This window comes from Parasedimentitalea marina, from assembly GCF_004006175.1.
Lineage (GTDB): Bacteria > Pseudomonadota > Alphaproteobacteria > Rhodobacterales > Rhodobacteraceae > Parasedimentitalea > Parasedimentitalea marina.
In genome coordinates, this window is sequence record NZ_CP033219.1 from 4246881 (window position 1) to 4267949 (window position 21069).

Sequence of the window (21069 nt, forward strand, 5' to 3'; positions counted from 1 at the left end):
GCCGGATCAGGTGTTCATAGAGTCGAAGAAATCATTATTCGACTTGGTCTGTTTCAGCTTGGACAGCAAGAATTCAATCGCATCCGTCGGACCCATAGGGTTAAGGATACGGCGAAGTACAAAGGTTTTGGTCAAATCAACCTTATCAACCAACAGTTCTTCCTTCCGGGTCCCGGATTTGAGGATATCGATGGCTGGATAGACGCGTTTGTCAGCAATTTTGCGATCCAGGACAATTTCAGAGTTACCTGTGCCTTTGAATTCTTCAAAGATCACCTCGTCCATGCGTGATCCAGTGTCGATCAGGGCTGTGGCGATGATGGTCAAAGACCCACCCTCTTCAATGTTACGAGCCGCACCAAAGAATCGCTTGGGTCTCTGCAACGCGTTGGCATCAACACCACCAGTCAGAACTTTACCAGATGAAGGCACGACGGTGTTAAAGGCTCTACCAAGTCTCGTGATCGAGTCGAGAAGTATAACAACATCTCGTTTATGCTCTACCAGGCGTTTGGCTTTTTCAATAACCATCTCGGCCACAGCGACGTGGCGTGTAGCAGGTTCATCAAAGGTCGATGACACGACTTCACCCTGAACCGAGCGCTGCATGTCTGTGACCTCTTCCGGGCGCTCATCAATCAGCAAAACGATCAAGTAACACTCAGGGTGGTTCTTTTCGATTGAATGGGCAATGTTTTGGAGGATCATCGTCTTACCGGTCCGTGGCGGGGCCACTACCAGTGAGCGTTGGCCTTTGCCAATGGGCGCTACCAGATCGATTACACGGGCAGACCGATCTTTCCCGGTCGCGGTTTCGATCTCCATCTTCAGTCGCTCATCGGGATACAACGGAGTGAGGTTATCGAAGGCGATCTTATGACGGGCTTTTTCGGGCTCTTCAAAGTTGATCAATGTAACAGTTGTCAGAGCAAAATATCGCTCAGTATCCTGTGGTGCCTTCATGACTCCATCAATGGTATCACCAGTACGCAGAGAATATGTGCGGATCATTTCTGGTGAGACGTAGATGTCATCCGGGCCGGGCAGATAGTTGGCCATTGGCGATCGCAGGAAGCCAAATCCATCTTGCAGCAGTTCCAACACACCATCACCAGAGATTTCCCAACCTTCATCTGCGCGCTCACGCAGGATTTGGAACATCATCTCGCCTTTACGCATGGTTGAGGCGTTTTCAATCTCCAGCTCTTCGGCCATCGCAAGCAGAGATTTGGGGCTTTTTGCCTTTAGGGTGGCGAGACTCAGAGTTTCAACGGTCATATTATGCAGCCCTTAAGCACCCAATTCGGGATGCGGTGTCACTAAAGATTGGAAAATGCGTTAACCCGGACGGGTCCGCTTTGGTCGATTACATATGCGGTCGCTCAGAGGGAGTCAAATATTGCGTCAGAATTTAAAAACAACCGACACAACGATGATGACCATCAAAAGAGTAGGGACCTCGTTCAGTAGCCGGTATTGGCGCCCTGTCAGCGTGTTCTGACCCGCAGCAAGGTCACGGGACCGCGCCATAAGGAACTGGTGGAACCCTGTCATAGCAATAACCGATGCACCTTTGGTCCAGGGCCAGATATCGCTCCAGTCCACCAAACCCGGCGTAAACACCATAAACAGTCCCGCAACCCAGGTTACTATCATTGCAGGTCGCATGATTAAGCGAAGCAACTTGTCTTCCATCATAAGGAAGATTGGAATGATTTGCTGAACTTTCTCTGCCTGCTCCACGTGATACACATACAAACGTGGAAGATAGAAGAGACCCGCCATCCAACTGAGCACTGCCATGATGTGGAGTGACTTAGCATATGGGTAGAGTGAGAACATGAGATCGTTCAGATCCATCTTGGTTTTTCCTCGGGTTGGAATGAGTTCCCTATAAATAGAATATTTATAAGAAAGGATGATGTTTTAGTAGGGCAGCATGAATCCCGTGGATAAGTGAGTCACGCACGGGATTATCCACAGCATGGATAAGTTTCCAGTCCGTTGAGTTGGGTTTGGGATGAAAAATGACCAGTCCTTAGAAATAAGGCTGTTAGGACTTTCTTAATCAAGATTACCATGGGGATAACGTGGTGAGTAATTTGGGACGACCGCGATATCCCGAGATTTGAAGTTATCCTTATCCTCCGAGGGCGAATCTGCCGGCTTTTTTGTGAAATATCGAGATAACCCCCAAAGCTTGCCTTGGCGGACAAATCGATACAAACCATCCGAAATCCATTCTAAACTTTTCCAAGGGGTTTTCCACATGTCTACCCACATCGTTCTTGCCTCAGGATCGGCCATTCGTGCGCAATTGTTGCGGCAGGCAGGCATTGAATTTGAAGTTCAATATCCGGACGTAGATGAAGAGGCTTTTAAATCCGACCTGTTGGGCAAGGGCGCCTCTCCGGTTAATGTTGCAGATGCCTTGGCAGAGTTAAAGGCCATAAGAATAAGCACTCAAACTTCGGGTTCGTTGGTTTTAGGTTGTGATCAAGTGTTGGACTTTGAGGGTAGATTACTGTCAAAACCAGAGACGCCAGATCAAGCATTAGAGCAGCTGACAACAATGCGTGGCAAACAGCACATGCTGCTGTCAGCTGCGGTAATCTGTCGGGACGGAAAACCGATTTGGCGACATGTTGGGCAGGTAGAACTGCACATGCGGGACAGTTCAGACACCTATCTAAGGTCCTATGTCAGTCGCAACTGGGATAGTATTCTGCATGCCGTGGGTGCCTATAAACTTGAAGAAGAGGGTGTTCGGTTGTTCTCAGCCATTGACGGCGACTACTTTAACGTCTTGGGATTACCCCTGATGGAAGTTATTAACTACTTGGCTCTGCAGGGGATGATCGAACAATGAGTGACGCAATAATTCCATTGGCAGCAGTGATTGGCTGCCCGGTGGCCCATTCAAAATCTCCACAACTGCAGCGCTATTGGCTGAACGCTTATGGAATATCGGGTCACTACGTTCCGATGCATGTTGAAGCCGGCGATTTGGAAGAAGTGATTCGCTCGATGCCCAAGATGGGCTTTGTTGGTGCAAATGTGACGATCCCGCACAAAGAAATCGTCATGACGATCGCCGATCAAGTCACGGATCGTGCGACGCTGATCGGGGCAGCTAACACGCTGATATTCCGTAAGGATGGTACGATCATGGCGGATAACACCGACGGCTATGGTTTTATCACAAACCTTCATCAGGCGGCACCGAATTGGGATCCTAAGTCTGGTCCGGCGGTTATTCTTGGGGCAGGGGGTGCCTGCCGTGCCGTGGTTGCCTCGTTGCTAGAGGCAGGTGTGCCGGAATTGATAATTTCAAACCGCACCCGTGGGCGTGCGGATCAGTTGAGACAGGAATTCGGCGCCCGGCTTCGGGTTGTGGAATGGGTTCAGGCCGGAAATGTGATCGAAGAGGCGGCGCTGTTGGTCAATACAACATCTCTGGGCATGGTTGGAAAACCACGTCTTCGAGTGCCTTTAGATGGCTTACAATCCAGTGCCGTGGTCACTGACCTGGTTTATGCGCCGCTGAAGACCGAGTTATTGCAATATGCCGAAGAAATAGGCTGTACCATAGTAGATGGACTGGGGATGTTATTGCATCAGGCCGTACCAGGGTTTGAACGTTGGTTTGGCCAACGTCCCGAAGTGGACAAAGCCACCCGTGCTGCGGCGCTGAGATGACGTTCAATTTAGGCCTTACCGGATCGATAGGTATGGGCAAAAGCACAACGGCTGACCTGTTCGCGATTGCAGGCTGTGACGTTTGGGATGCTGATGCAGCTGTACATCGGCTATATGATAGGGGTGGCGCCGCTGTTCCTGCGATGCAAGCTTCGTTTCCCGATGCGGTCCATGACGGCCGTGTGGATCGCGGGACATTAAAAGCCATAATCGCCAAAGATCCCACTGCGCTAACTAGAATAGAAGCCATCGTGCACCCATTGGTGTCGCTGGACAGGGATCATTTTCGCAAGACAGCTAAGTCTGATATACTCGTCTTTGATATCCCATTGTTGTTTGAAGCCGGCGGGCATAGTGAAATGGATGCTGTGGCCTGTGTGACGATCGATGCGGAAACACAGAAAAGACGGGTGCTGATGCGGGGCACGATGACACTTGAGCAATTCCTACAGATCCGGAAAAAACAGCTGCCAATTGAAGAAAAAACTGCTCGCTCTGATTATGTGATTGTCACTGACACTCAGGATCATGCACGGGCGCAGGTTGAAGCCATCCTTGCAGACATCCGGGAGAAGATAGCAAATGCGTGAAATCGTTCTGGATACTGAAACCACAGGGTTTGATCCATTTTCCGGCGACCGTATTGTCGAAATAGGTGCCGTCGAATTGCTCAATCATATGCCAACCGGTGAGACATACCATGTTTACATCAATCCCGAACGGTCAATGCCGATCGAGGCCTTTGGCGTGCATGGCATTGGCCCGGATCTACTAGAACCACCACAGCCACCGGTCCCTGGTGCAGTCCTACTGAAAGACAAACCGGTTTTTGCCAAGGTTGGGCAGGGGTTCCTAGATTTTGTGCGCGATTCCAAAATGGTGATCCATAACGCCAGCTTTGACATGAAGTTCCTGAATGCAGAACTGCGCTGGATGGGTCTGCGGGAACTGCCGATGGAGCAGGCATTGGATACGCTGGCAATTGCGCGCAAAAGGTTTCCGGGCTCGCCGGCGACGTTGGACGCACTGTGCCGCCGATTCAATATCAACAATTCAAACCGGGTGTTGCACGGCGCGCTTCTGGACTCTGAGATCCTGGCTGAAGTTTATCTAGAGTTGATCGGAGGACGGCAGCCGGATTTTGGTTTGGCAACAAATGCGACTACGGCCTCTAGCGGTGTGTCGGATGACTGGCGACCTGCGGCGCGGCCAACACCGTTGAAATCCCGTTTAACCGAGGATGAACAATCGGCCCACGATGTTTTTGTTGAAAAAATGGGTGACGGCGCTCTTTGGAAGGCCTGATCATACAAAAAACGCCGCTGACAGATCAGCGGCGTTTTGATGTGATGCTGGAATAGCTTAATTTACTGCGTAGGTTGCTCAGCAGCGGACTCGGTCTGACGACGTGCCAGTTCGTTGCGATAAATTGCTACGAAATCAATGTTGTCCAGGTTCAGTGGCGGGAAACCACCGTCACGGGTCACATCCGAAACGATGCGACGCAAGAATGGGAACAACATGCGCGGGCATTCGATCAGCAAGAACGGGTGCAGCTGGTCTTCGGGTACACCTGAAATGTTGAAAATGCCGACATATTCCAGTTCAAATACAAACAGGACATCGCCAGTTTCTTTGACCTTGGATTCGATGACCAGCTTAGTGATCACTTCATACTGGTTTTCAGTTGTCCGCTTCTTGGCATCCAGATTAACCTGAACGCTGACGTCGGGCTGGGCCTCTGTGCCGGTGCCCTTTTGTGCCATTACGTTTTCGAACGACATGTCGCGGATAAACTGGCCCAGAACATTCATCTGAACTTGCGGCTGTGCGCCTTCGGTTGCGCCGTTTTCGGCCATAGAACTACTCCTGAAATAATATTTGCGCTGTGCATATCACCTTGGCAACGGCACCTCAACGGGGCAGGTTAATCTTGGTCGGGGCCTTCGACCCAACCCGATGGGCTTTGGCGGGGTTTCTTGGCAGTCACGTCTTCAAAATCACCGTCAATGACATCACCTTGGCCGTTTGGGGACCTACGTGAGTGCATTGTGCCGGCGCCCATTTGAAATTGCGCCATCGTGACGCGCGCGCTCAAAAATCGAAAGACAGCCATGCGCACCGGCGGCATCAGCAGTGAAAAGCCAATCGCATCGGTAAAAAAACCGGGGGTCAGCAATAAAGCGCCTGCCAATAGGATCATAGCCCCATGCGCCAATGGTTCAGTAGGATCATCAAGTTGCTGGAAAGAGTTCTGCAATTTCCCCAATGCCATGCGGCCCTGAGATTTTACCAGCCAGGTTCCTAACACTGCAGTCAAAACAACGATGGCCAAAGTTGGCCAGAGGCCAATAAACCCACCGACCTGAATAAACAGGGCAATTTCGATGATTGGCACCAAAAGAAAGGCCAGAAGCAGGTACATAAACGGTTTCCTTATCACATTAGCGGGACGGTGGACTTGACCCTTCCCGTCACATACATAAGTGCTGAGAGCTTTGGTTACAAAGCCTAGTCATTATTATGAGGTCCAAATGGAGTCTCCCTTGATCCAGCTTTTAGTTTTAGCCGGTATTGCCGTTTTTTTGATCCTACGCCTGAAAAACGTGTTGGGCACTCGCGAAGGCTTTGAAAAGCCACCGCTGCCTAAATCAAACGGGCGCGCAGATAGGTCTGGTTTCGAAGTGATCGAAGGGGGTCCGGATCGGGACATCACCGATCACGTGGCCGAAGACAGTACGCAAGCCAAGGCATTGAGTGCCATGAAACGTGTGGAACCCTCGTTTTCAGTAAGTGAATTCCTGCAGGGCGGGCGCGGTGCTTATGAAATGATCCTGATGGGATTTGAACGCGGTGAGCTGGATAGTATTCAGCCATTCATGTCCGAGGAAATTTTTGACAGTTTCGTCGAGGCTGTATCGCATCGTGAAGACCAGGGACTGACCATCGAGGCTGAGTTCATCGGCGTAAGGGAAACCACTGTGTTGGATGCCACGTTTGACGAGACTGAACAGCGGGCTGAAATCACAATGCGCTTTGTAGCCGAGATGACCTCGGTGGTTCGGGATCAGGGTGGTGACATTGTCGAAGGTGACGCCAAGACCGTGAAACGGCAAAAGGACACTTGGACCTTTGCACGCAACATGGGCACGGATGATCCGAACTGGCATCTTGTCGCCACAGACGCATGATCAGAACGCTCCGGCGGGCTATTGGCGCCGCATGCTTGATGGGAGCCGCCATGAGTGCGACCGGAGCGAAATCTGAGACAACCTATAGCCTATTGAATTTCGGCCAACTTGATGGCTGGGCTGCTGACGATCACGCAGCCGCGCTGAATGTGTTCGTGCAAACCTGTCGGGACTTTGATGACCCGGATTGGCTGTCCATTTGCGCAGTCGCCAAACAGCAGGACCCTGAATCAGCACGCGCATTCTTTGAATTGCTGTTTCGACCAGTCTTAATAGAAGATGGACAAGACGCATTGTTCACCGGCTATTTCGAGCCGGAACTTGATGGCTCTCGCACGCGAAGTTCGCGCTATAGATATCCTATCTATAAAATGCCGCCCGAAGCCCGCAACGCAGGTCAATGGTTGCCGCGCCGAGACATCCTGACCAGCGGAGTGATGGAAGGAAGAGGATTGGAAATTGCCTGGGTTGACGACCCAGTCGAGTTATTTTTCCTGCAGATCCAAGGATCTGGCCGTGTGCGACTGCCCGATGGATCGACAGTTCGGGTTGGTTATGGTGGCTCCAATGGTCACAATTACCGATCAATCGGGCAAGAGCTGGTAAGGCGTGGGGTGTATTCGGTGCATCAGGTCAGTGCGCAGGTAATCAAGAATTGGGTCCGCCGGAACCCATCCGATGGACGTGAGTTGCTGATGCATAATCCAACTTACGTGTTTTTTCGCGAAGTACGCAAAGTGGCGTCGTCCGCAGGACCATTGGGCGCAATGAACAGGTCTGTCACGACACTGCGCAGCCTGGCGGTTGATCCAAAATTTACGCCATTGGGGGCACCGGTTTGGCTTGAGAAAGACGGAGCAGAAAAAATGCGCCGTCTGATGGTTGCGCAGGATACTGGCTCGGCTATCAAGGGCGCGCAGCGGGCAGATATTTTCTACGGAACGGGTGACGAAGCAGGGCAGGCGGCTGGCCGGTTGCGCGATCCTGGTAGAATGGTTGTGCTGCTGCCAATCCAACGAGCTTATGCGCTGCTACCGGAAGACATCTAATGACACGGCGGAAACTAACTGCAGACGAAATCGATCTCTGGCAGGAGGTCGTGAAAAAGACCGAGCGCCTGCATCACAGCGCTCATAAAGCGGCGCCCGCTTTGCCACTGCCGAAACCAAAGCCAATAAAACATCCAGTTCCGCACATAGATAGTTTTGAACTAGGCAGCCGGTCCCGGCAAAAACCGGTTAAACATGATCTAAAGCCGGCAATCACCGATCGACTATTTCGGGCTCCGGTTCAGATGGATCAAAAAGCGTTTACCCGCATGACGCGGGGCAAGCTAAAGCCCGAAGGTAAATTGGATTTGCATGGCATGCGGATCGATTCTGCGCACCCAGCACTGATCCGGTTTATTCTGTCAGCGCAAGCGTCCGGTAAGCGGTTGGTTCTGGTGGTGACAGGCAAAGGCAAAGATCGCGATGAACCCGGCCCAATTCCCACACCACGTGGGGTTCTGCGGCATCAGGTGCCACACTGGCTGGCTTTGCCTCCTCTGGCTCAGGGTGTGTTACAGGTAACACCGGCCCATATCAGCCATGGTGGTTCGGGCGCCTATTACGTTTACCTTCGCCGCACTCGATAAACCGACCTTATCTTTCATCGGATGTCGCGTTGCGTAGGCTGACTTGAGTTGCTCCGTTTGATTGGGTCACTTGTCCAGGCAATATGGTCTTGAAAGAAGCAGTTTCGCGACCAAAGGCATCGGCTGTCTTTCGGGCAGAATTCAATATAGCAATGAGCGCTGGCGACGTACCCGCCACCAAATGCCCCGACACCGCATCATCGGAAAATTCAGTGGTGTCAATTATGCTAATAGGGAGACCAGAAACAGCTTCTACTGAAGTAAGGCTACCGAGCCTTACACTGGTGTGTTTTCCGCGTAATCGATTGGAAATATTGAGAAGCTTATCTTTACTGGATACGAATACAATGAACGGTTGTGGAACGTCATCTATACGATCCATCTGGCTTCGAAACACCTGTACATCCAGATCCGGGGACATCAAAACCACGCCGCTAAGGTTGGCAGCCGACCAACCCGGCGTTTTAATTTCAATCTGTCGCAGTGTTTCCATGACCAAGAGCGATCCCATCGAATGGGCGATCAGGGCCACGCGACCCACACCAGCAGATCGGGTTTTTCGCAGCATATGTTCCAGTCCGTCCCGGGCAAACAGAACGCTATCTTCATCATAGGCATAGCCCAGTGGATTGCCCTGGCTAGGCCAAGAATAGATCATAGTGGCGCCTGGCAGCTGGATATCTTTTGCCAGTTGAGCCGCGCGAAAGGCGGTTTCGGTTTGGGTAGAATTGAAACCGTGCACAAACAGGGTGACCTCACGCTCGTCCCGGGGCAGGTGCGCAACATCCTCCTTTAGCCGTGCGTTAAAATCGGCCGGATCATCAAACACCCGACGTCCTGCCAAAGTAAACTGAGTTTCCGGATCTGGATTGGCATAAGCAAAATCCAGTTGTCCGGGTTGGTGGTTTGGGGGGATCGATACGGTTAGTTCCAGCAGGCTGTAATGATCAGATCTGCTTGGACCAAAATTTCCATCTGGCAAAGGTTCGCGGACGGTAGCGGCAAAAATAGATTTGGGCGTACCGATATCCAATGCTTCGGGCACAATTGGGGAAAACGCGCGGTCACTGCAAGACGCAATGACGGTCAAGGAAATCCCTAAAACCGTTCTAAATAGTAGTCGCATAGAAGCTCTGCCATTCTAAATTTAAAAACAGGCTATCGATGCCTCTGGCAATGTCCAGAGGCATCTTTCTCAAGATTTTTCTTACAGTACATACCGGCTAATGTCGGCAGATTTGGTCAGTGCGCCAAGATTCTGATCAACAAAATTGGCGTCAACGACAATTTCCTCGCCGCCCCGATCCGGAGCAGAGAAGGATAGTTCTTCAAACACGCGTTCCATAACGGTGTACAATCTGCGCGCACCGATGTTCTCGACGGATTGGTTCACCTCAGCTGCGATTTTGGCCAATGCTGCGATGCCGTTGTCAGTGAAACTGACAATGACCTCTTCAGTCCCCATCAAAGCGGTATATTGCAGGGTTAACGCATTGTCCGTTTCGGTTAGAATGCGGACAAAATCCTCTTCGGTCAATGCCCGCAGTTCCACACGGATTGGCAGTCGGCCCTGCAATTCGGGAAGCAAGTCCGATGGTTTGGCGATGTGAAACGCGCCTGAGGCGATGAACAGGATATGGTCCGTCTTGATAGGACCGTGTTTGGTCGATACCGTGGTGCCCTCGATCAATGGCAGAAGGTCTCGCTGCACGCCTTCGCGACTGACGTCGCCGCCACGCGCATCCGATCGGGTGCAAACTTTGTCGATTTCGTCTAGGAACACGATGCCGTTTTGTTCGACGGATTCCAATGCAGTGCGGGTGACCGTTTCATCATCCAACAGCTTGTCAGCCTCTTCACCGATCAGAATATCATAGCTTTCTGAAACGGTAGTCTTGCGCCGAACACTGCGCCCGCCCATTGCTTTGCCGAACAAATCCCCCAAGTTCATCATTCCCATGTTTGATCCTGGCTGGCCTGGAACTTCAAATGAGCTCATTGGGTTGGATGTATCAGCTAAATCCAGCTCGATGATCGTATCATCAAGCTCACCCGATTTTAGTTTCTTGCGAAACATATCGCGGGTGGACCCACGGGCGTCTTCACCTACAATGGCTTCAAGCACACGGTCTTCAGCGGCTTGATGTGCCTTGGCCTTGACGTCTTCACGCATCAACTCTCTAGTTTGTATAATCGCGGAGTCTGCCAAATCGCGGATGATTTGTTCGACGTCGCGACCCACATAACCAACTTCAGTAAATTTCGTGGCCTCAACTTTGATAAATGGAGCGCGGGCAAGTTTAGCCAGCCGTCGAGATATCTCAGTTTTGCCAACGCCAGTAGGCCCAATCATTAGAATATTCTTGGGGTAGACTTCGTCGCGCAGGTCATCAGCCAGTTGCTTACGCCGCCACCGATTGCGCAGCGCCACGGCAACAGCGCGTTTGGCGTCATTTTGACCGATGATAAATCGATCCAGTTCAGAAACGATCTCGCGTGGGGTTAAGTCTGTCATAGTCCGTCCTTTCGGGCAGTCAAAATTCTTAAGAAGAATTTTGCTAAGAATTTTCTGAAAATTCTTATTTGGCGATGGTTTCGACAGTTAGTCTGCCATTGGTATAGACGCAGATGTCGGCCGCAATGGCCATTGCATCACGGGCCACCTGCTCGGCGGATTTATCGCTGTCCATCATCGCACGCGCCGCAGCCAGGGCAAAATTGCCACCAGAGCCAATAGCAGCAACTTCATGCTCGGGTTCCAGCACATCGCCTGCGCCGGTGATCACCAGCAGATCTGTTCCATCAGTAACAATCAGCATCGCCTCTAGTTTTTGAAGATACTTGTCTGTGCGCCAGTCCTTGGCCAATTCAACGCTTGCTCGGGCCAATTGGCCGGGTGTGGCCTCCAGTTTGGTCTCAAGTCGTTCCAGCAATGTAAAGGCATCGGCCGTCGAGCCAGCAAAACCCGCAATAACGTCGTACCCACCTGGGGATAAGCGGCGTACTTTGCGTGCGGTTCCCTTGATTACAGTTTGGCCCAGGGATACTTGCCCGTCACCAGCAATCACAACTTCGCCGCCTTTTTTGACGCCGATAATTGTGGTGCCGTGCCAGCCGGGGAATTGATCGTCTGCCATGTGTGCCTCCGTTTGATTGCCGTTTGTATATGGGGGTCAAAGGTCGCAGAGGCAACGGCTCACGTATTGTTAACTTGCTATGCACTGTGTGCAATACGGGCCTGCCAAACGGGCAATTGTGAGACTCACTTTGTGGTCTTACATCAGGTTCAACAACCGACGCAGTGTCGGCTGGTAGATCAAAGGAAGCGTACCATGGCATATGTAGCCGCAAACACCCAAGCTCCTCTGGGAGCAGTCGCCACTCTTCGTGTTGTAGATAGTATTCGCGAGCTGAAAAACGCTTTTGTTGCTTGGAATGACACTCGTGTCACACGCAAAGCGTTGTCCCGCTTGAGCGGAGAGCAGCTGCAAGACATCGGCCTGACCCGCGCTGATCTGTTCTGATCGCGACCTAAAGTCGAAAAGTTAAAGCCGCCGCTCCTCCCAGGGCGGCTTTTTCTTTGTTCGATACAAGCCAGGATTTGTATTTTGTGGACTTTAGGACATGAAAAAAGGGCGCCCTGTTTTAGGACGCCCTTTTTGTATTGAATTGATAGATCTGATCAGAGTGCTTCGTTGATCCAGCTTTGCAGAGCAGATTTGGGCGCAGCACCCGATCGGTTTGAAACCACTTGGCCGTCTTTGAACAAGAACAGGGCCGGGATGCTACGCACACCCATTGCAGCTGCAACATTCGGGTTGCTGTCCAGGTCGATCTTGGCAATTTTGACTTTGTCGCCATATTCGGTTGCCAGCTCTTCTAGAGCAGGGCCGATCTGCTTACAGGGTCCGCACCATTCGGCCCAGAAATCCACCACTACGGGGACCGTTGAATTTTTGACTTCGGCGTCGAATGTGTCGTCTGTGACGGCTACGGTGGACATAGGAATGTCTCCATGAGTATGTGGCAACTGGACTAGGAACCTAGGAATGGGTTGGCAGATCGTCAAGGTATCAGACGTCGCATTAACGCGTCTGACACAAGATCGTGTGGTAGCGGCATCAGGGTCGCGGTACGGGTCCATATAATAGCGGTTTCAACCTGACGGTCGGGATATATTTGCGTTAGGGCATGGGCATAGGCGCCCATTTGGCGCAGCACACCTTCGGGGCATTGCGCAGGCAAGGTTGGAACGGTGGCATTCGATTTGAAATCTACGGCAATCACTTTTTCAGGTGTCACAATCAGACGGTCAATAATCCCGTGTAAGCGTTCGCTATTCAGCTGGGCCGTTATCGTGACCTCGGCCAGGGTGTCAGAGGCAAAGACCGCGGTCATTTCAGGGTTTCGGATCACCGTTGTCGCCTCTGCCAGCAGTTCATCGCGATCATCGGCGTCTGGCAACAGGTTTTGGGCAACTTGCGCTCGGTTTTCGACTGGCACCGCCGGGAGATGTTCCAGCAATAGATGTAAACGCGATCCACGGGCCTTGGCCTGCTCCTCGTCCAGTCCCTGATCCCCGGGAAGGGCCTTGGCTCCGCCCAGATCTGATGGGCTAAGTGTGGGTGCCGGTGGCTGATAAGGGGCTGCGGGAATTGAAAATACTTTTGGAAGAACAGCTCTTTCGCGTTTGACTACCTCATGCGGTTTGAAGTCTAAGCCATCCCAGTCACCATGCTGTAGCCGCAATCCAGGACCACCTGCAGTGTCCAGTGTCACCGCCCCGGCGTCATCCAAAGATGTTTGTACCATTTGGTACCAGCTATCACCCTCTTTCGAGAGATCGCCGGCAGCAGCTACAATCAGCCATTTCTCGGCACGTGTCAGCGCAACATATAATAGGCGCAACCTTTCATTCTGCTGTTTCTCTTGCGCGGCCTCTTTCGAGGCGAGCATTGTTGCTGGCATTTGGGCAGTGGGAACTTTCCAAATAGGCGTATTATCGGCCAGCATAATTTCATTATCCCGAGGGGCCTGTCGCTTGGCCGTGTCGGGCAGGATCACAATGGGTGATTCCAACCCCTTGGAACCATGCACTGACATTACCCGGATCATCTCACCAGCCGCGCCCATCTGCCGTTTGATCTCCAGATCATCTGTCTGCATCCAAACCAGAAACCCGGTCAAGCTGGGAATATCCGTGCGCTCATAGGCCAATGCCTGCGACAACAGGGCGTTGATACCGTCTTCGGCTTCGGGGCCAAGCCGGCCCAGGAGGTTTTGGCGGCCGCTGTGCCGAGTCAAAATGCGCTCAATCAGGTCAAAGGGGCGCAGAAAATCGGTCTGATTGCGAAGATCGTCAATGATCTCCATCGTTTCCGGGAAATCCGCCGCGCGATCACGTAAGGCTGTCCACAGGTATTTTGACGTTCGGCGATGGGCCAGGTTGAACAGCATTTGTTCTGACCAGCCAAAAATGGGCGACTTTAACGCAGAGGCCAGCGAGAGAGAATCCTCGGGCGTGGCAAGGAAAGAAAGCAACGCCGCCAGGTCCTTGACCGCCAGTTCAGCCCCAACCTTTAGCCGGTCGGCGCCGGCGATGGGCAGGCGGGCGGCCTTACAGGCGCGGATGATTTCGGAAAATAAATCCGAGCGTCGTTGCACCAAAATCAGAAAATCACCGGCATGGACCGGGCGACGCACAAATGTTCCACGGATTGGGCCATCTTCGGGGATGGTGGTGCCATCGTCGATCATCTGTTTTATCGATTGTGCAATGCGCTCAGCCAGAATGACATTGTGATGGCGGGCTCCGGGCCGGTCGACCGGGTCGGTCCAGTCGCGTTCATCCTTATCATCGACCTTTTCCACGATCGGCCACAGATCAACCCGCCCTGGAAGGTCGGATTTAAAGGCCCGATGCAGCGATTCCTTATGGAACCCGGCGCGGGGGAGGTCCTGAAAGACCAGATCAACAAGCCCTAAGATAGCCGCCGACGAGCGGAACGAGAAATCGAGCGAGGCGTCTTGTAGCTCGGCCCCGGTGTCACGCAAGCGGTTGCCGAACTCGGCTCGCATACGGTCAAAGGCATCCGGATCGGCGCCTTGGAATGAATAAATTGACTGCTTTTTATCACCAACCACAAAAATCGTGCGCTCGACATCTGATCGTGCGCCCTCGCCCGAGGTGAACTCTTGTGCCAGCTTTTCGATTACATCCCATTGAACCGGACTGGTGTCTTGCGCCTCGTCGACCAGAATATGGTCGATCCCACCGTCCAGCCGGTACAACACCCAGGCAGCGACAGCCGGATCGTTCAGAAGTTGCCGGGCCTTCAGGATCAGATCGTCAAAATCCAGCCAACCACGCAATTGTTTGCGGCGATTGTATTCTGGTACAAACGCGGTGGCGAACTGGTGCAGGTCGTGTGATTTGCGCGCTGCCACAAGGCCTAACCGCTTGGCGCGGGAATCCTCAACCCGCAACATCAGGGGTTCCAGCTGGTCCATCAACGAGGCGTGGGAATCTCGTAATTTCTTGGTGGGGAAAGACCCAACTTTGGCCGTGAACGGCTCTTTGGCGCCAGCCCCCGTCAAGAATACACTTTCCAATACTGGAAGGTCTGAAAGGGAGGGTTGAGTGATCGCAGCCAGTTTTTGCGCCGCCTTTTGATCATTGGTACCGCCGCTGACAAGCATCTCGCGGGTGCGATGTATCAGGTCTTCTTCGCCACCAAGGAAAGCCAAGGCATTCAGCGCGGTTTCGTCGAACCCGTCAGGCAGACCAAACAGCTGCAGCAGGTCTTCCCAATCTGTCGGCGTTTCGAAACCGGCCCGGCGATGACTAATAGCGGTGGTCAGTGTGTCAAAATCGCTGTCGGTGACGTGTCGCGCCAGCGCCTCGACTAAATGCGCTTGGTCGCCCTTGGCAAAATCCTCGGCGATTTCTGCCCGCAATAGGGTCGCAGCGCGATCCTCCATTTCCGAAAACTGTGGACTGACGCCGGCCTCTAGCGGGAAGCGACGCAATAAGGACGAGCAGAACGAGTGGATGGTTTGAATCTTTAGCCCGCCCGGGGTCTCAAGTGCGCGGGCAAATAGAGTGCGCGCTTGCGATAGCCCTTCGGGCGAAATGGCATCTTCGGCACCAAGTTCAGTCAGGGCCTTAATCAGAGGCGCATCCTCCAACATGGCCCATTCGCCAAGACGTTTGAACAGACGGTTCTGCATCTCGCTGGCGGCGGCCTTGGTATAGGTCAGGCACAGGATATGCTGTGGTTGAACCCCACGCAGCAGCAGTCGCGCCACCCGGTCGGTCAGCACCTTGGTTTTGCCAGAACCCGCATTGGCGGCCAGCCAAGTCGAAGCATCCGGACGGGCTGCGCGGTATTGCGCTTCGGATGCGGCATCGCGCTTGCTCATGTCAGATCCTCGGGTTCTGGTGTCGCACTTCGGTCCCATTCGCCGAACCGCGCAAGATGATCATAGTCGCCCAATTCAGTATCCAAATGCAGCATGCGGCGGCTTGAAAAGCCCTGGTTAGGCTCAAAATAGGCGCTGATCAGCTCGCGGAGGTTCTCCCAAACCTTGGCAGGCGGATCTTTGTCAATTGGTGCGCGAATTTCCTTCATTGCGGTACCCAACCCGATGAACATGGCTCGGGAGACTTCTCTGGGACCGATGTCTTCAAACGCACCCTGTTCGGCCATTGCGGCCTCGATCAGTAATTGTTTTTCGAACTTCAACTGTTGCGTCTCTGACGGCGGAGCACCGGTTTTGTAGTCGTAAAGGTGCAGAAATCCGCGGTCATCCTCGTCTATGCGATCGGCGCGGCAGGCGATGGTAAAATCAAGCGGGTCTAACCGGGCCTCACCTTTGGCTTCAAACGCTATCGGGTGCGAGGTTAAACGGCGGGTCTGTTCAGCCTGAATGAAATCTCCGGCAATCCGGTTCACGCGGGACAACCACAGGCAACGCGCCACCGGCCAGGGCACGTGCTGTTCCAGCAAGTCACGCGATTTTTGCAGTAGATGGTCGCGGGTTAGCAGGCTGGGGTCATCCAGCGTTTCCTTGATGAAATGCTCGAACACCTCGTGCACCACGATGCCACGCAACAGGGCATCGGGGACGCGAACCAGCGGGTTTAGAACTCTTAAGCGCAACACATGTTTGGCATAAATCGCGTAGGGATCGCGGATCAATCGAGGGATTTCTGTAATGGTAAGCCGACGCGGGCGGGCAGACACCGGCGGCCGTGGTGACGGGCGCAGGGCAGGGCTTGTTTTTGTCGGTTTTTCAAGCGCGACGGCCCAGTCGAGCCATTTTTGGCCGCGATCCCGCATGGCTTGTAAAAGATCCGGCCCGTTTTGCTCGGGTAACCCATCCAGAAGATTGCACAACCGGTTTAGCCAACGAGAGGCAACAGTGTCGGAATCGTCAGACCGAATGGCGCGGCTTATCCAAACTTCAGGCGCGGCGATGGCTTGTTGAAAATCATGTGCGGACAACCCGATCCGGCGTTCAGGCAGCAGTAATCCGGCCTGATTGCGCAATTGACGGTTTAGCCAGGGATCGGGCGTGGCGGCCTCGGGCCAACTGCCTTCATTTAGCCCGCCCAAAATCACCAGGTCGGCGCCTTGAACGCGGGCCTCGAGCGTACCCCAGATCATGATCTTTCCATGCGGAGCGTCCCGGTCGCGGACTTCGCCTTGCGACAGTAGCGCCCCCAGTAAGTCAGCAAAGTCGCGGGCGGTCATGTCGCCGCCATGCTGGGCCTCGGCTTCCAGTTCTTGCATGACCTTATGAGCTTTTTCACCGGCCTTTTTATCCCAAAGGATGCCGGAACCATCGGCTTGACTGCCGCCAGCAATAGCCTCGGACAGAATTAATAGACGGGAAACCCATTCTGACAGCGGAAGGTTATCCTCAGTAACCTGATCTGAAAAAAGCTTAGATACCCAATGTCGCCATTCAACGAAACCCTCAGATTCCTTGCTGAGTTCGAAAGAAAGAATAGACTCTTTGTCTGGGAAAGGCGGCCCATTCTCTCTTAGAGAAAGTTCCATTTCTTGAAGAAATCTCTTGTGTGGGCCTCTGTTATTCCCGGTATGAGCCAGTGGATGTTTTAACAAGGTTAGAAGACTGTCTCCGGCCAATTCCTTGCAAAATAATTCAGCCACATGACGCAGAAACCGGCCCGGTGGTGACAGTTGCAATGGCTGGCCAGCGCTGTCGTCTGGTAGAATGTTCCACCGGTCAAGAGTTGCCGAAACCCGACGGCTTAACATTCGATCCGGGGTGATCAGCGCCGCCGTTTGCCCGTCCTCGGCCGCTTGTCGCAGTCGCAATGCGATGGCCAATGCTTCACCACGTGGATTTGGGGCCTCAATCAGGGTTACATTTTCTGTCGCCTTGTCCAAATCCATCAATTTGGGACCTTCGGTCATCCAGGCGTCGGTTACTGGGGCAGGGCGCAGAGACAGGGAAACAAGTTGATTGCGTGCAGGGGCCGGTGGTGCATTGTCACACCAGGGATTTATGTCATCCGGAGCCAGGTCCAGACCTGTCATCAGCTTGTGAAATCGAAATTGTGGGTGATCTTCTGATATAAGTGGATCGTCGAGACCAACCCAGACCTGAGAGGGAAGATCGAAGTCAAAGCCGGGCAGGACCACCGCACCTTGTGGTAGGCGCGCGATGGCTTGCATTAGCAACAATGTTGTCCCGCGTGATCCGGTTGAGCCCGCTAAAATTACCGGATGTTGCGGTGGGTTTTCTTGCCACGTGTCAATTTGGTTTAACACCATCTGACGCTGGCGAGCCTCAACTTCGATCGTTCCGTCTTGGCTATCCGTGAACTCATCAGCAATGTCGATAAATTTCTGCGCACGCGCCCAGTGGTCTGACATATCCGAGACATCGAGGTTACGAATGGTATCGGTTGTGACACCTTCGCCCTGCATTTCATCAAACAAGGCAGCCAGGCTGTCTGAAAGATCATACAGAGATGACCGCGCTGCCAGGCTGGGGTCTGCTTCTAGAAGTTTGGCTACCAGTTGCGACAATAGCAGTCGCCGTCGAAGACGCGGCAAAGCAGGTGGCAATCCGTGCAATGCGACTCGACTTGATATGTCGCCTAACAGCGATATTCGTGGGAGCAGTAAAGTTGGGCCGGCGTCAAACAGGCTGCGGATCCGTCGAGCCATACGTTTGGTGTTGACGATCAGCTCAACCTTGGCCAGCGCTTCGGGCGGCTGGTCATTGCTGCGTTGGATCAGCCCGTCGACAAGTGCACGAGGGAAATCGGTTCCGCATGGCAAGGCAAATATGCGGGGCGTATCTGAAGGTTTAAACATCATATGATTTCAACAGGCTTTCGGCGATTTCGATACCTTCTGGGTAGCCAACATCGCACCAGTGGCCAGGGTATTGCAGCGCAAATAGACGGTTCGCGTCATGCATCTGGTTCCAAAGTTCATTCAGTGAAAAGGTGTTCTTCTCAATAGTTTGCAGGCCAGAGGTTTTTACGATTTGCACGCCGCCATAAACCAGATCACCACCGCGGCTGATGCGACCTTGGGGGTCGGCAGTGAAATCGCCGGCGCCCTTGCGTCCCATTGCGCGGGCCAGCGGCACACAAACCAGCAATGCGTCCATGATGTCTGGGTCCCAAGCGTCGCGTGCCAGTTCCAGCGGGTTTGGACCGGCCCAAATCACATCGGTGTTCATGGTGAAAACCGGACCATTGCCTAGCAAATGAATAGCCTGCCGCAAGCCTCCGCCGGTGTCCAGAATCTCGGGCGTTTCATGACTTAGCAGCACCCCTTGTGGTTCAAGATGTGCCTGCAGCTGCTCAGGCTTGTAATGCAGATTGGCGACAATACGGTCTGGTGAAAGCTCACGTGCCAGATCCAGCGCGTAATCGATGAGCGATCGACCGGCTACCTTGATCATTGGCTTAGGACAGTCACGGGTCAAAGTCTTCATTCGGGTGCCAAAGCCGGCGGCAAACAGCATCACAGACGAGGGGTGGGTTTGCATCACGGTCTCAGCTTATCCAGGTTTTCGGGCGTTGGCTGTGGCATGGAGTTGCGGATTATGTCCGCCACCGGCGCCAGCGCTGGGTGATCCAAGCCGCGGATCATATGTGCCCAAACTCGGGGGATTAGATCAACATATTGCGGTTTACCGTAGTCACTAGACAGACGGGCAAACACCCCCAAGATGCGCAGGTTTCGCTGCACGCCCAATACGGTATAGGCAGTTCGAAATCCTTGGCTGTCGACGTTGGTGTTGGCGATATAGTGATCAATCATTTGAGACTCTATGTCGGCGGGAACGTCTCGGCGGGCATCTTGGAGAAGCGACACAAGATCATAAGCACGATGGCCGGCAAGAGCGGCCTGATAATCCAATAAACCAACCCGGGCAACACCGCTGCGATCCGGTAGCCATAACAGGTTTTCGGCATGGTAATCACGTTGAACCAGGACTGGATCTCCCTGAACTGTGGCACGTAGAATTTCTTCGAATCGATCCACAAATCGGGCTGCCGGATCGGTGTCGTGGGCACTAAGAATACCGCCACTGTAATGGGTGAATGCAATGTCATCCAAGTGTGCCATCACACGCGGGCCCATGGTTTCCAGCTTGGGCATTGGCGCTGAGTGCAGCTTTACCAGAACATCCGTGGCGGCCTTATACAGTGGTATTTCCAGCGATGGATCGCTACGAAGGATACGTGCATACAGATCGTCACCAAGGTCTTCGATCAACAAAAAACCATGTTCGGTATCTTCGGCCAAAATTTCCGGCGCGCTTAACCCCAGATCACGCAGGTGGTTTGTGATGAAGACAAAAGTTGCGACATCCTCAGCCTGACCCGGTGGAGCATCCATCAGAACTGCGGGCAGTTCTGTGATCGGCGCAAACACTCGCTCGTATTTGCGATCCGAGGCATCCCCCGCCAGATCAACCCGCGTGCCATTGGCCCAATCGGTTGTATTAATAAATGCAGTGGCCAGGTTTTTTCGATCAGTCATTGGCTATCCGATCCATCAGCGGGTGCCACTTTTCATCATTCCAAGTGAACGTCAGATGGCGGGTATCTGCGTGATCGGCGTCCAGAGCAAGACGCAATTTCAGTGCATGCATGGGTGTGAGTTCGGCCATTCGATCGGGCCATTCGATCAGGCAGATCGCGGTGTCAAAGGCGTCGACCAGACCCAGTTCTTCAATTTCATCCAATGATGACAGCCGGTACAGGTCTGCGTGCCATAATTCGCCGGTGGGCACGTCATAAGTTTGCACCAAAGTGAACGTAGGTGACGGGACGTCTTCGGCTACTGGCAACAATGATTGGATCAGGTGCCGGGAGAAATGGGTTTTGCCAGCGCCAATAGGGCCTTCCAACAAAAGGCAATCGCCGGGGCTAAGAGCCTCGGCGATGCGAGTGGCCAGATCGGCGGTGTCCTGCGGAGAGGAAAGAGTACGGGTCGCATGGCAAAGTGTCATTTGGCCACAATGGCCCCGCACGTTAAAGGC

General features: G+C 53.2%; 21 protein-coding genes. 8 read left to right on the forward strand and 13 right to left on the reverse strand.

All coding sequences use genetic code 11. The features are described 5' to 3' along the window. Positions 1 to 6: 6 nt before the first annotated feature. Together rho and EBB79_RS20410 are read right to left on the reverse strand one after the other, a co-directional pair. Positions 7 to 1278, reverse strand: a complete 1272-nt coding sequence (gene rho / locus EBB79_RS20405; RefSeq protein ID WP_127750652.1) for a transcription termination factor Rho — start codon at positions 1276 to 1278, stop codon at positions 7 to 9. 126 nt (positions 1279 to 1404) lie between these two features. Beyond that, on the reverse strand, positions 1405 to 1860 hold the full coding sequence (locus tag EBB79_RS20410) for a CopD family protein (protein ID WP_127750653.1): 456 nt from the start codon (positions 1858 to 1860) through the stop codon (positions 1405 to 1407). 409 nt (positions 1861 to 2269) lie between these two features. Between EBB79_RS20410 and EBB79_RS20415 the strand changes: the two genes are divergently transcribed. Genes EBB79_RS20415 through dnaQ form a run of 4 tightly spaced genes read left to right on the forward strand, consistent with a single transcriptional unit; the run spans position 2270 to position 5004 of the window. Next, on the forward strand, positions 2270 to 2869 hold the full coding sequence (locus tag EBB79_RS20415) for a Maf family protein (RefSeq protein WP_127750654.1): 600 nt from the start codon (positions 2270 to 2272) through the stop codon (positions 2867 to 2869). After that, the gene (locus EBB79_RS20420; protein WP_127750655.1) at positions 2866 to 3699 is read left to right on the forward strand and encodes a shikimate dehydrogenase; all 834 of its coding nucleotides are present in this window, start codon (positions 2866 to 2868) and stop codon (positions 3697 to 3699) included. Before EBB79_RS20415 ends, EBB79_RS20420 begins: the two co-directional genes overlap by 4 nt. Beyond that, positions 3696 to 4289 carry a dephospho-CoA kinase gene (gene coaE / locus EBB79_RS20425; protein WP_127750656.1) on the forward strand — a complete coding sequence of 198 codons (594 nt, stop codon included), beginning with the start codon at positions 3696 to 3698 and terminating at the stop codon, positions 4287 to 4289. The genes EBB79_RS20420 and coaE overlap by 4 nt, the downstream gene beginning before the upstream one ends. After that, positions 4282 to 5004 (forward strand): DNA polymerase III subunit epsilon, encoded by a 723-nt coding sequence (dnaQ, locus tag EBB79_RS20430; protein ID WP_127750657.1) that lies wholly within the window; start codon positions 4282 to 4284, stop codon positions 5002 to 5004. Before coaE ends, dnaQ begins: the two co-directional genes overlap by 8 nt. A gap of 62 nt (positions 5005 to 5066) precedes the next feature. Here the strand turns inward: dnaQ and secB are convergent, their stop codons facing one another. Further along, complete coding sequence (gene secB, locus EBB79_RS20435) at positions 5067 to 5558, reverse strand: protein-export chaperone SecB (RefSeq protein WP_127750658.1); 492 nt, start codon at positions 5556 to 5558, stop codon at positions 5067 to 5069. A gap of 68 nt (positions 5559 to 5626) precedes the next feature. Next, a complete protein-coding gene (locus tag EBB79_RS20440) occupies positions 5627 to 6124 on the reverse strand; it encodes an FxsA family protein (protein WP_127750659.1) in 498 nt (165 codons plus the stop codon). A gap of 109 nt (positions 6125 to 6233) precedes the next feature. On the opposite strand from EBB79_RS20440, the gene EBB79_RS20445 reads away from it, so the two are divergent. From EBB79_RS20445 to EBB79_RS20455, 3 genes are read left to right on the forward strand one after another with little or no spacing between them, the layout of a single operon-like run. Further along, positions 6234 to 6890, forward strand: coding sequence for a Tim44/TimA family putative adaptor protein (locus EBB79_RS20445; RefSeq protein WP_127750660.1), 657 nt, complete (start codon positions 6234 to 6236; stop codon positions 6888 to 6890). Continuing rightward, on the forward strand, positions 6887 to 7939 hold the full coding sequence (gene mltA, locus EBB79_RS20450; protein WP_127750661.1) for a murein transglycosylase A: 1053 nt from the start codon (positions 6887 to 6889) through the stop codon (positions 7937 to 7939). Before EBB79_RS20445 ends, mltA begins: the two co-directional genes overlap by 4 nt. Continuing rightward, entirely contained in the window at positions 7939 to 8526 is a 588-nt protein-coding gene (locus tag EBB79_RS20455; protein WP_127750662.1) for a Smr/MutS family protein, read from the forward strand. The genes mltA and EBB79_RS20455 overlap by 1 nt, the downstream gene beginning before the upstream one ends. A gap of 7 nt (positions 8527 to 8533) precedes the next feature. On the opposite strand, the gene EBB79_RS20460 is transcribed toward EBB79_RS20455, so the two are convergent. The 3 genes from EBB79_RS20460 to hslV all read right to left on the reverse strand — a co-directional run bounded on the left by EBB79_RS20460 (position 8534) and on the right by hslV (position 11663). After that, positions 8534 to 9652, reverse strand: a complete 1119-nt coding sequence (locus tag EBB79_RS20460; protein WP_127750663.1) for an alpha/beta hydrolase — start codon at positions 9650 to 9652, stop codon at positions 8534 to 8536. Between the two features lie 81 nt (positions 9653 to 9733). Beyond that, on the reverse strand, positions 9734 to 11041 hold the full coding sequence (gene hslU / locus EBB79_RS20465; protein ID WP_127750664.1) for an ATP-dependent protease ATPase subunit HslU: 1308 nt from the start codon (positions 11039 to 11041) through the stop codon (positions 9734 to 9736). Between the two features lie 64 nt (positions 11042 to 11105). Next, complete coding sequence (gene hslV / locus EBB79_RS20470; RefSeq protein WP_127750665.1) at positions 11106 to 11663, reverse strand: ATP-dependent protease subunit HslV; 558 nt, start codon at positions 11661 to 11663, stop codon at positions 11106 to 11108. A 195-nt stretch (positions 11664 to 11858) separates the two neighbouring features. On the opposite strand from hslV, the gene EBB79_RS20475 reads away from it, so the two are divergent. Beyond that, the gene (locus tag EBB79_RS20475; protein ID WP_127750666.1) at positions 11859 to 12050 is read left to right on the forward strand and encodes a DUF1127 domain-containing protein; all 192 of its coding nucleotides are present in this window, start codon (positions 11859 to 11861) and stop codon (positions 12048 to 12050) included. A gap of 158 nt (positions 12051 to 12208) precedes the next feature. Here the strand turns inward: EBB79_RS20475 and trxA are convergent, their stop codons facing one another. The 6 genes from trxA to tsaE form a co-directional block, all read right to left on the reverse strand. After that, positions 12209 to 12529 carry a thioredoxin gene (trxA, locus tag EBB79_RS20480; protein ID WP_127750667.1) on the reverse strand — a complete coding sequence of 107 codons (321 nt, stop codon included), beginning with the start codon at positions 12527 to 12529 and terminating at the stop codon, positions 12209 to 12211. A 62-nt stretch (positions 12530 to 12591) separates the two neighbouring features. Further along, entirely contained in the window at positions 12592 to 15948 is a 3357-nt protein-coding gene (gene addA, locus EBB79_RS20485) for a double-strand break repair helicase AddA (protein ID WP_127750668.1), read from the reverse strand. Continuing rightward, positions 15945 to 18884, reverse strand: coding sequence for a double-strand break repair protein AddB (gene addB, locus EBB79_RS20490; protein WP_177627836.1), 2940 nt, complete (start codon positions 18882 to 18884; stop codon positions 15945 to 15947). The genes addA and addB overlap by 4 nt, the downstream gene beginning before the upstream one ends. Next, a complete protein-coding gene (locus EBB79_RS20495; RefSeq protein ID WP_127750669.1) occupies positions 18874 to 19566 on the reverse strand; it encodes a nucleotidyltransferase family protein in 693 nt (230 codons plus the stop codon). Before EBB79_RS20495 ends, addB begins: the two co-directional genes overlap by 11 nt. After that, on the reverse strand, positions 19566 to 20567 hold the full coding sequence (locus EBB79_RS20500) for an aminoglycoside phosphotransferase family protein (RefSeq protein ID WP_127750670.1): 1002 nt from the start codon (positions 20565 to 20567) through the stop codon (positions 19566 to 19568). The genes EBB79_RS20495 and EBB79_RS20500 overlap by 1 nt, the downstream gene beginning before the upstream one ends. Further along, a complete protein-coding gene (gene tsaE / locus EBB79_RS20505; RefSeq protein ID WP_127750671.1) occupies positions 20560 to 21039 on the reverse strand; it encodes a tRNA (adenosine(37)-N6)-threonylcarbamoyltransferase complex ATPase subunit type 1 TsaE in 480 nt (159 codons plus the stop codon). Before tsaE ends, EBB79_RS20500 begins: the two co-directional genes overlap by 8 nt. Between the last annotated feature and the right edge of the window lie 30 nt (positions 21040 to 21069).

Bases quoted from the DNA above. Each gene is read 5' to 3' on its own strand.
- rho (WP_127750652.1), bottom strand. From the start codon at position 1,278: ATGACCGTTGAAACTCTGAGTCTCGCCACCCTAAAGGCAAAAAGCCCC.
- EBB79_RS20410 (WP_127750653.1), bottom strand. From the start codon at position 1,860: ATGGATCTGAACGATCTCATGTTCTCACTCTACCCATATGCTAAGTCA.
- EBB79_RS20415 (WP_127750654.1), top strand. From the start codon at position 2,270: ATGTCTACCCACATCGTTCTTGCCTCAGGATCGGCCATTCGTGCGCAA.
- EBB79_RS20420 (WP_127750655.1), top strand. From the start codon at position 2,866: ATGAGTGACGCAATAATTCCATTGGCAGCAGTGATTGGCTGCCCGGTG.
- coaE (WP_127750656.1), top strand. From the start codon at position 3,696: ATGACGTTCAATTTAGGCCTTACCGGATCGATAGGTATGGGCAAAAGC.
- dnaQ (WP_127750657.1), top strand. From the start codon at position 4,282: ATGCGTGAAATCGTTCTGGATACTGAAACCACAGGGTTTGATCCATTT.
- secB (WP_127750658.1), bottom strand. From the start codon at position 5,558: ATGGCCGAAAACGGCGCAACCGAAGGCGCACAGCCGCAAGTTCAGATG.
- EBB79_RS20440 (WP_127750659.1), bottom strand. From the start codon at position 6,124: ATGTACCTGCTTCTGGCCTTTCTTTTGGTGCCAATCATCGAAATTGCC.
- EBB79_RS20445 (WP_127750660.1), top strand. From the start codon at position 6,234: ATGGAGTCTCCCTTGATCCAGCTTTTAGTTTTAGCCGGTATTGCCGTT.
- mltA (WP_127750661.1), top strand. From the start codon at position 6,887: ATGATCAGAACGCTCCGGCGGGCTATTGGCGCCGCATGCTTGATGGGA.
- EBB79_RS20455 (WP_127750662.1), top strand. From the start codon at position 7,939: ATGACACGGCGGAAACTAACTGCAGACGAAATCGATCTCTGGCAGGAG.
- EBB79_RS20460 (WP_127750663.1), bottom strand. From the start codon at position 9,652: ATGCGACTACTATTTAGAACGGTTTTAGGGATTTCCTTGACCGTCATT.
- hslU (WP_127750664.1), bottom strand. From the start codon at position 11,041: ATGACAGACTTAACCCCACGCGAGATCGTTTCTGAACTGGATCGATTT.
- hslV (WP_127750665.1), bottom strand. From the start codon at position 11,663: ATGGCAGACGATCAATTCCCCGGCTGGCACGGCACCACAATTATCGGC.
- EBB79_RS20475 (WP_127750666.1), top strand. From the start codon at position 11,859: ATGGCATATGTAGCCGCAAACACCCAAGCTCCTCTGGGAGCAGTCGCC.
- trxA (WP_127750667.1), bottom strand. From the start codon at position 12,529: ATGTCCACCGTAGCCGTCACAGACGACACATTCGACGCCGAAGTCAAA.
- addA (WP_127750668.1), bottom strand. From the start codon at position 15,948: ATGAGCAAGCGCGATGCCGCATCCGAAGCGCAATACCGCGCAGCCCGT.
- addB (WP_177627836.1), bottom strand. From the start codon at position 18,884: ATGATGTTTAAACCTTCAGATACGCCCCGCATATTTGCCTTGCCATGC.
- EBB79_RS20495 (WP_127750669.1), bottom strand. From the start codon at position 19,566: ATGCAAACCCACCCCTCGTCTGTGATGCTGTTTGCCGCCGGCTTTGGC.
- EBB79_RS20500 (WP_127750670.1), bottom strand. From the start codon at position 20,567: ATGACTGATCGAAAAAACCTGGCCACTGCATTTATTAATACAACCGAT.
- tsaE (WP_127750671.1), bottom strand. From the start codon at position 21,039: ATGACACTTTGCCATGCGACCCGTACTCTTTCCTCTCCGCAGGACACC.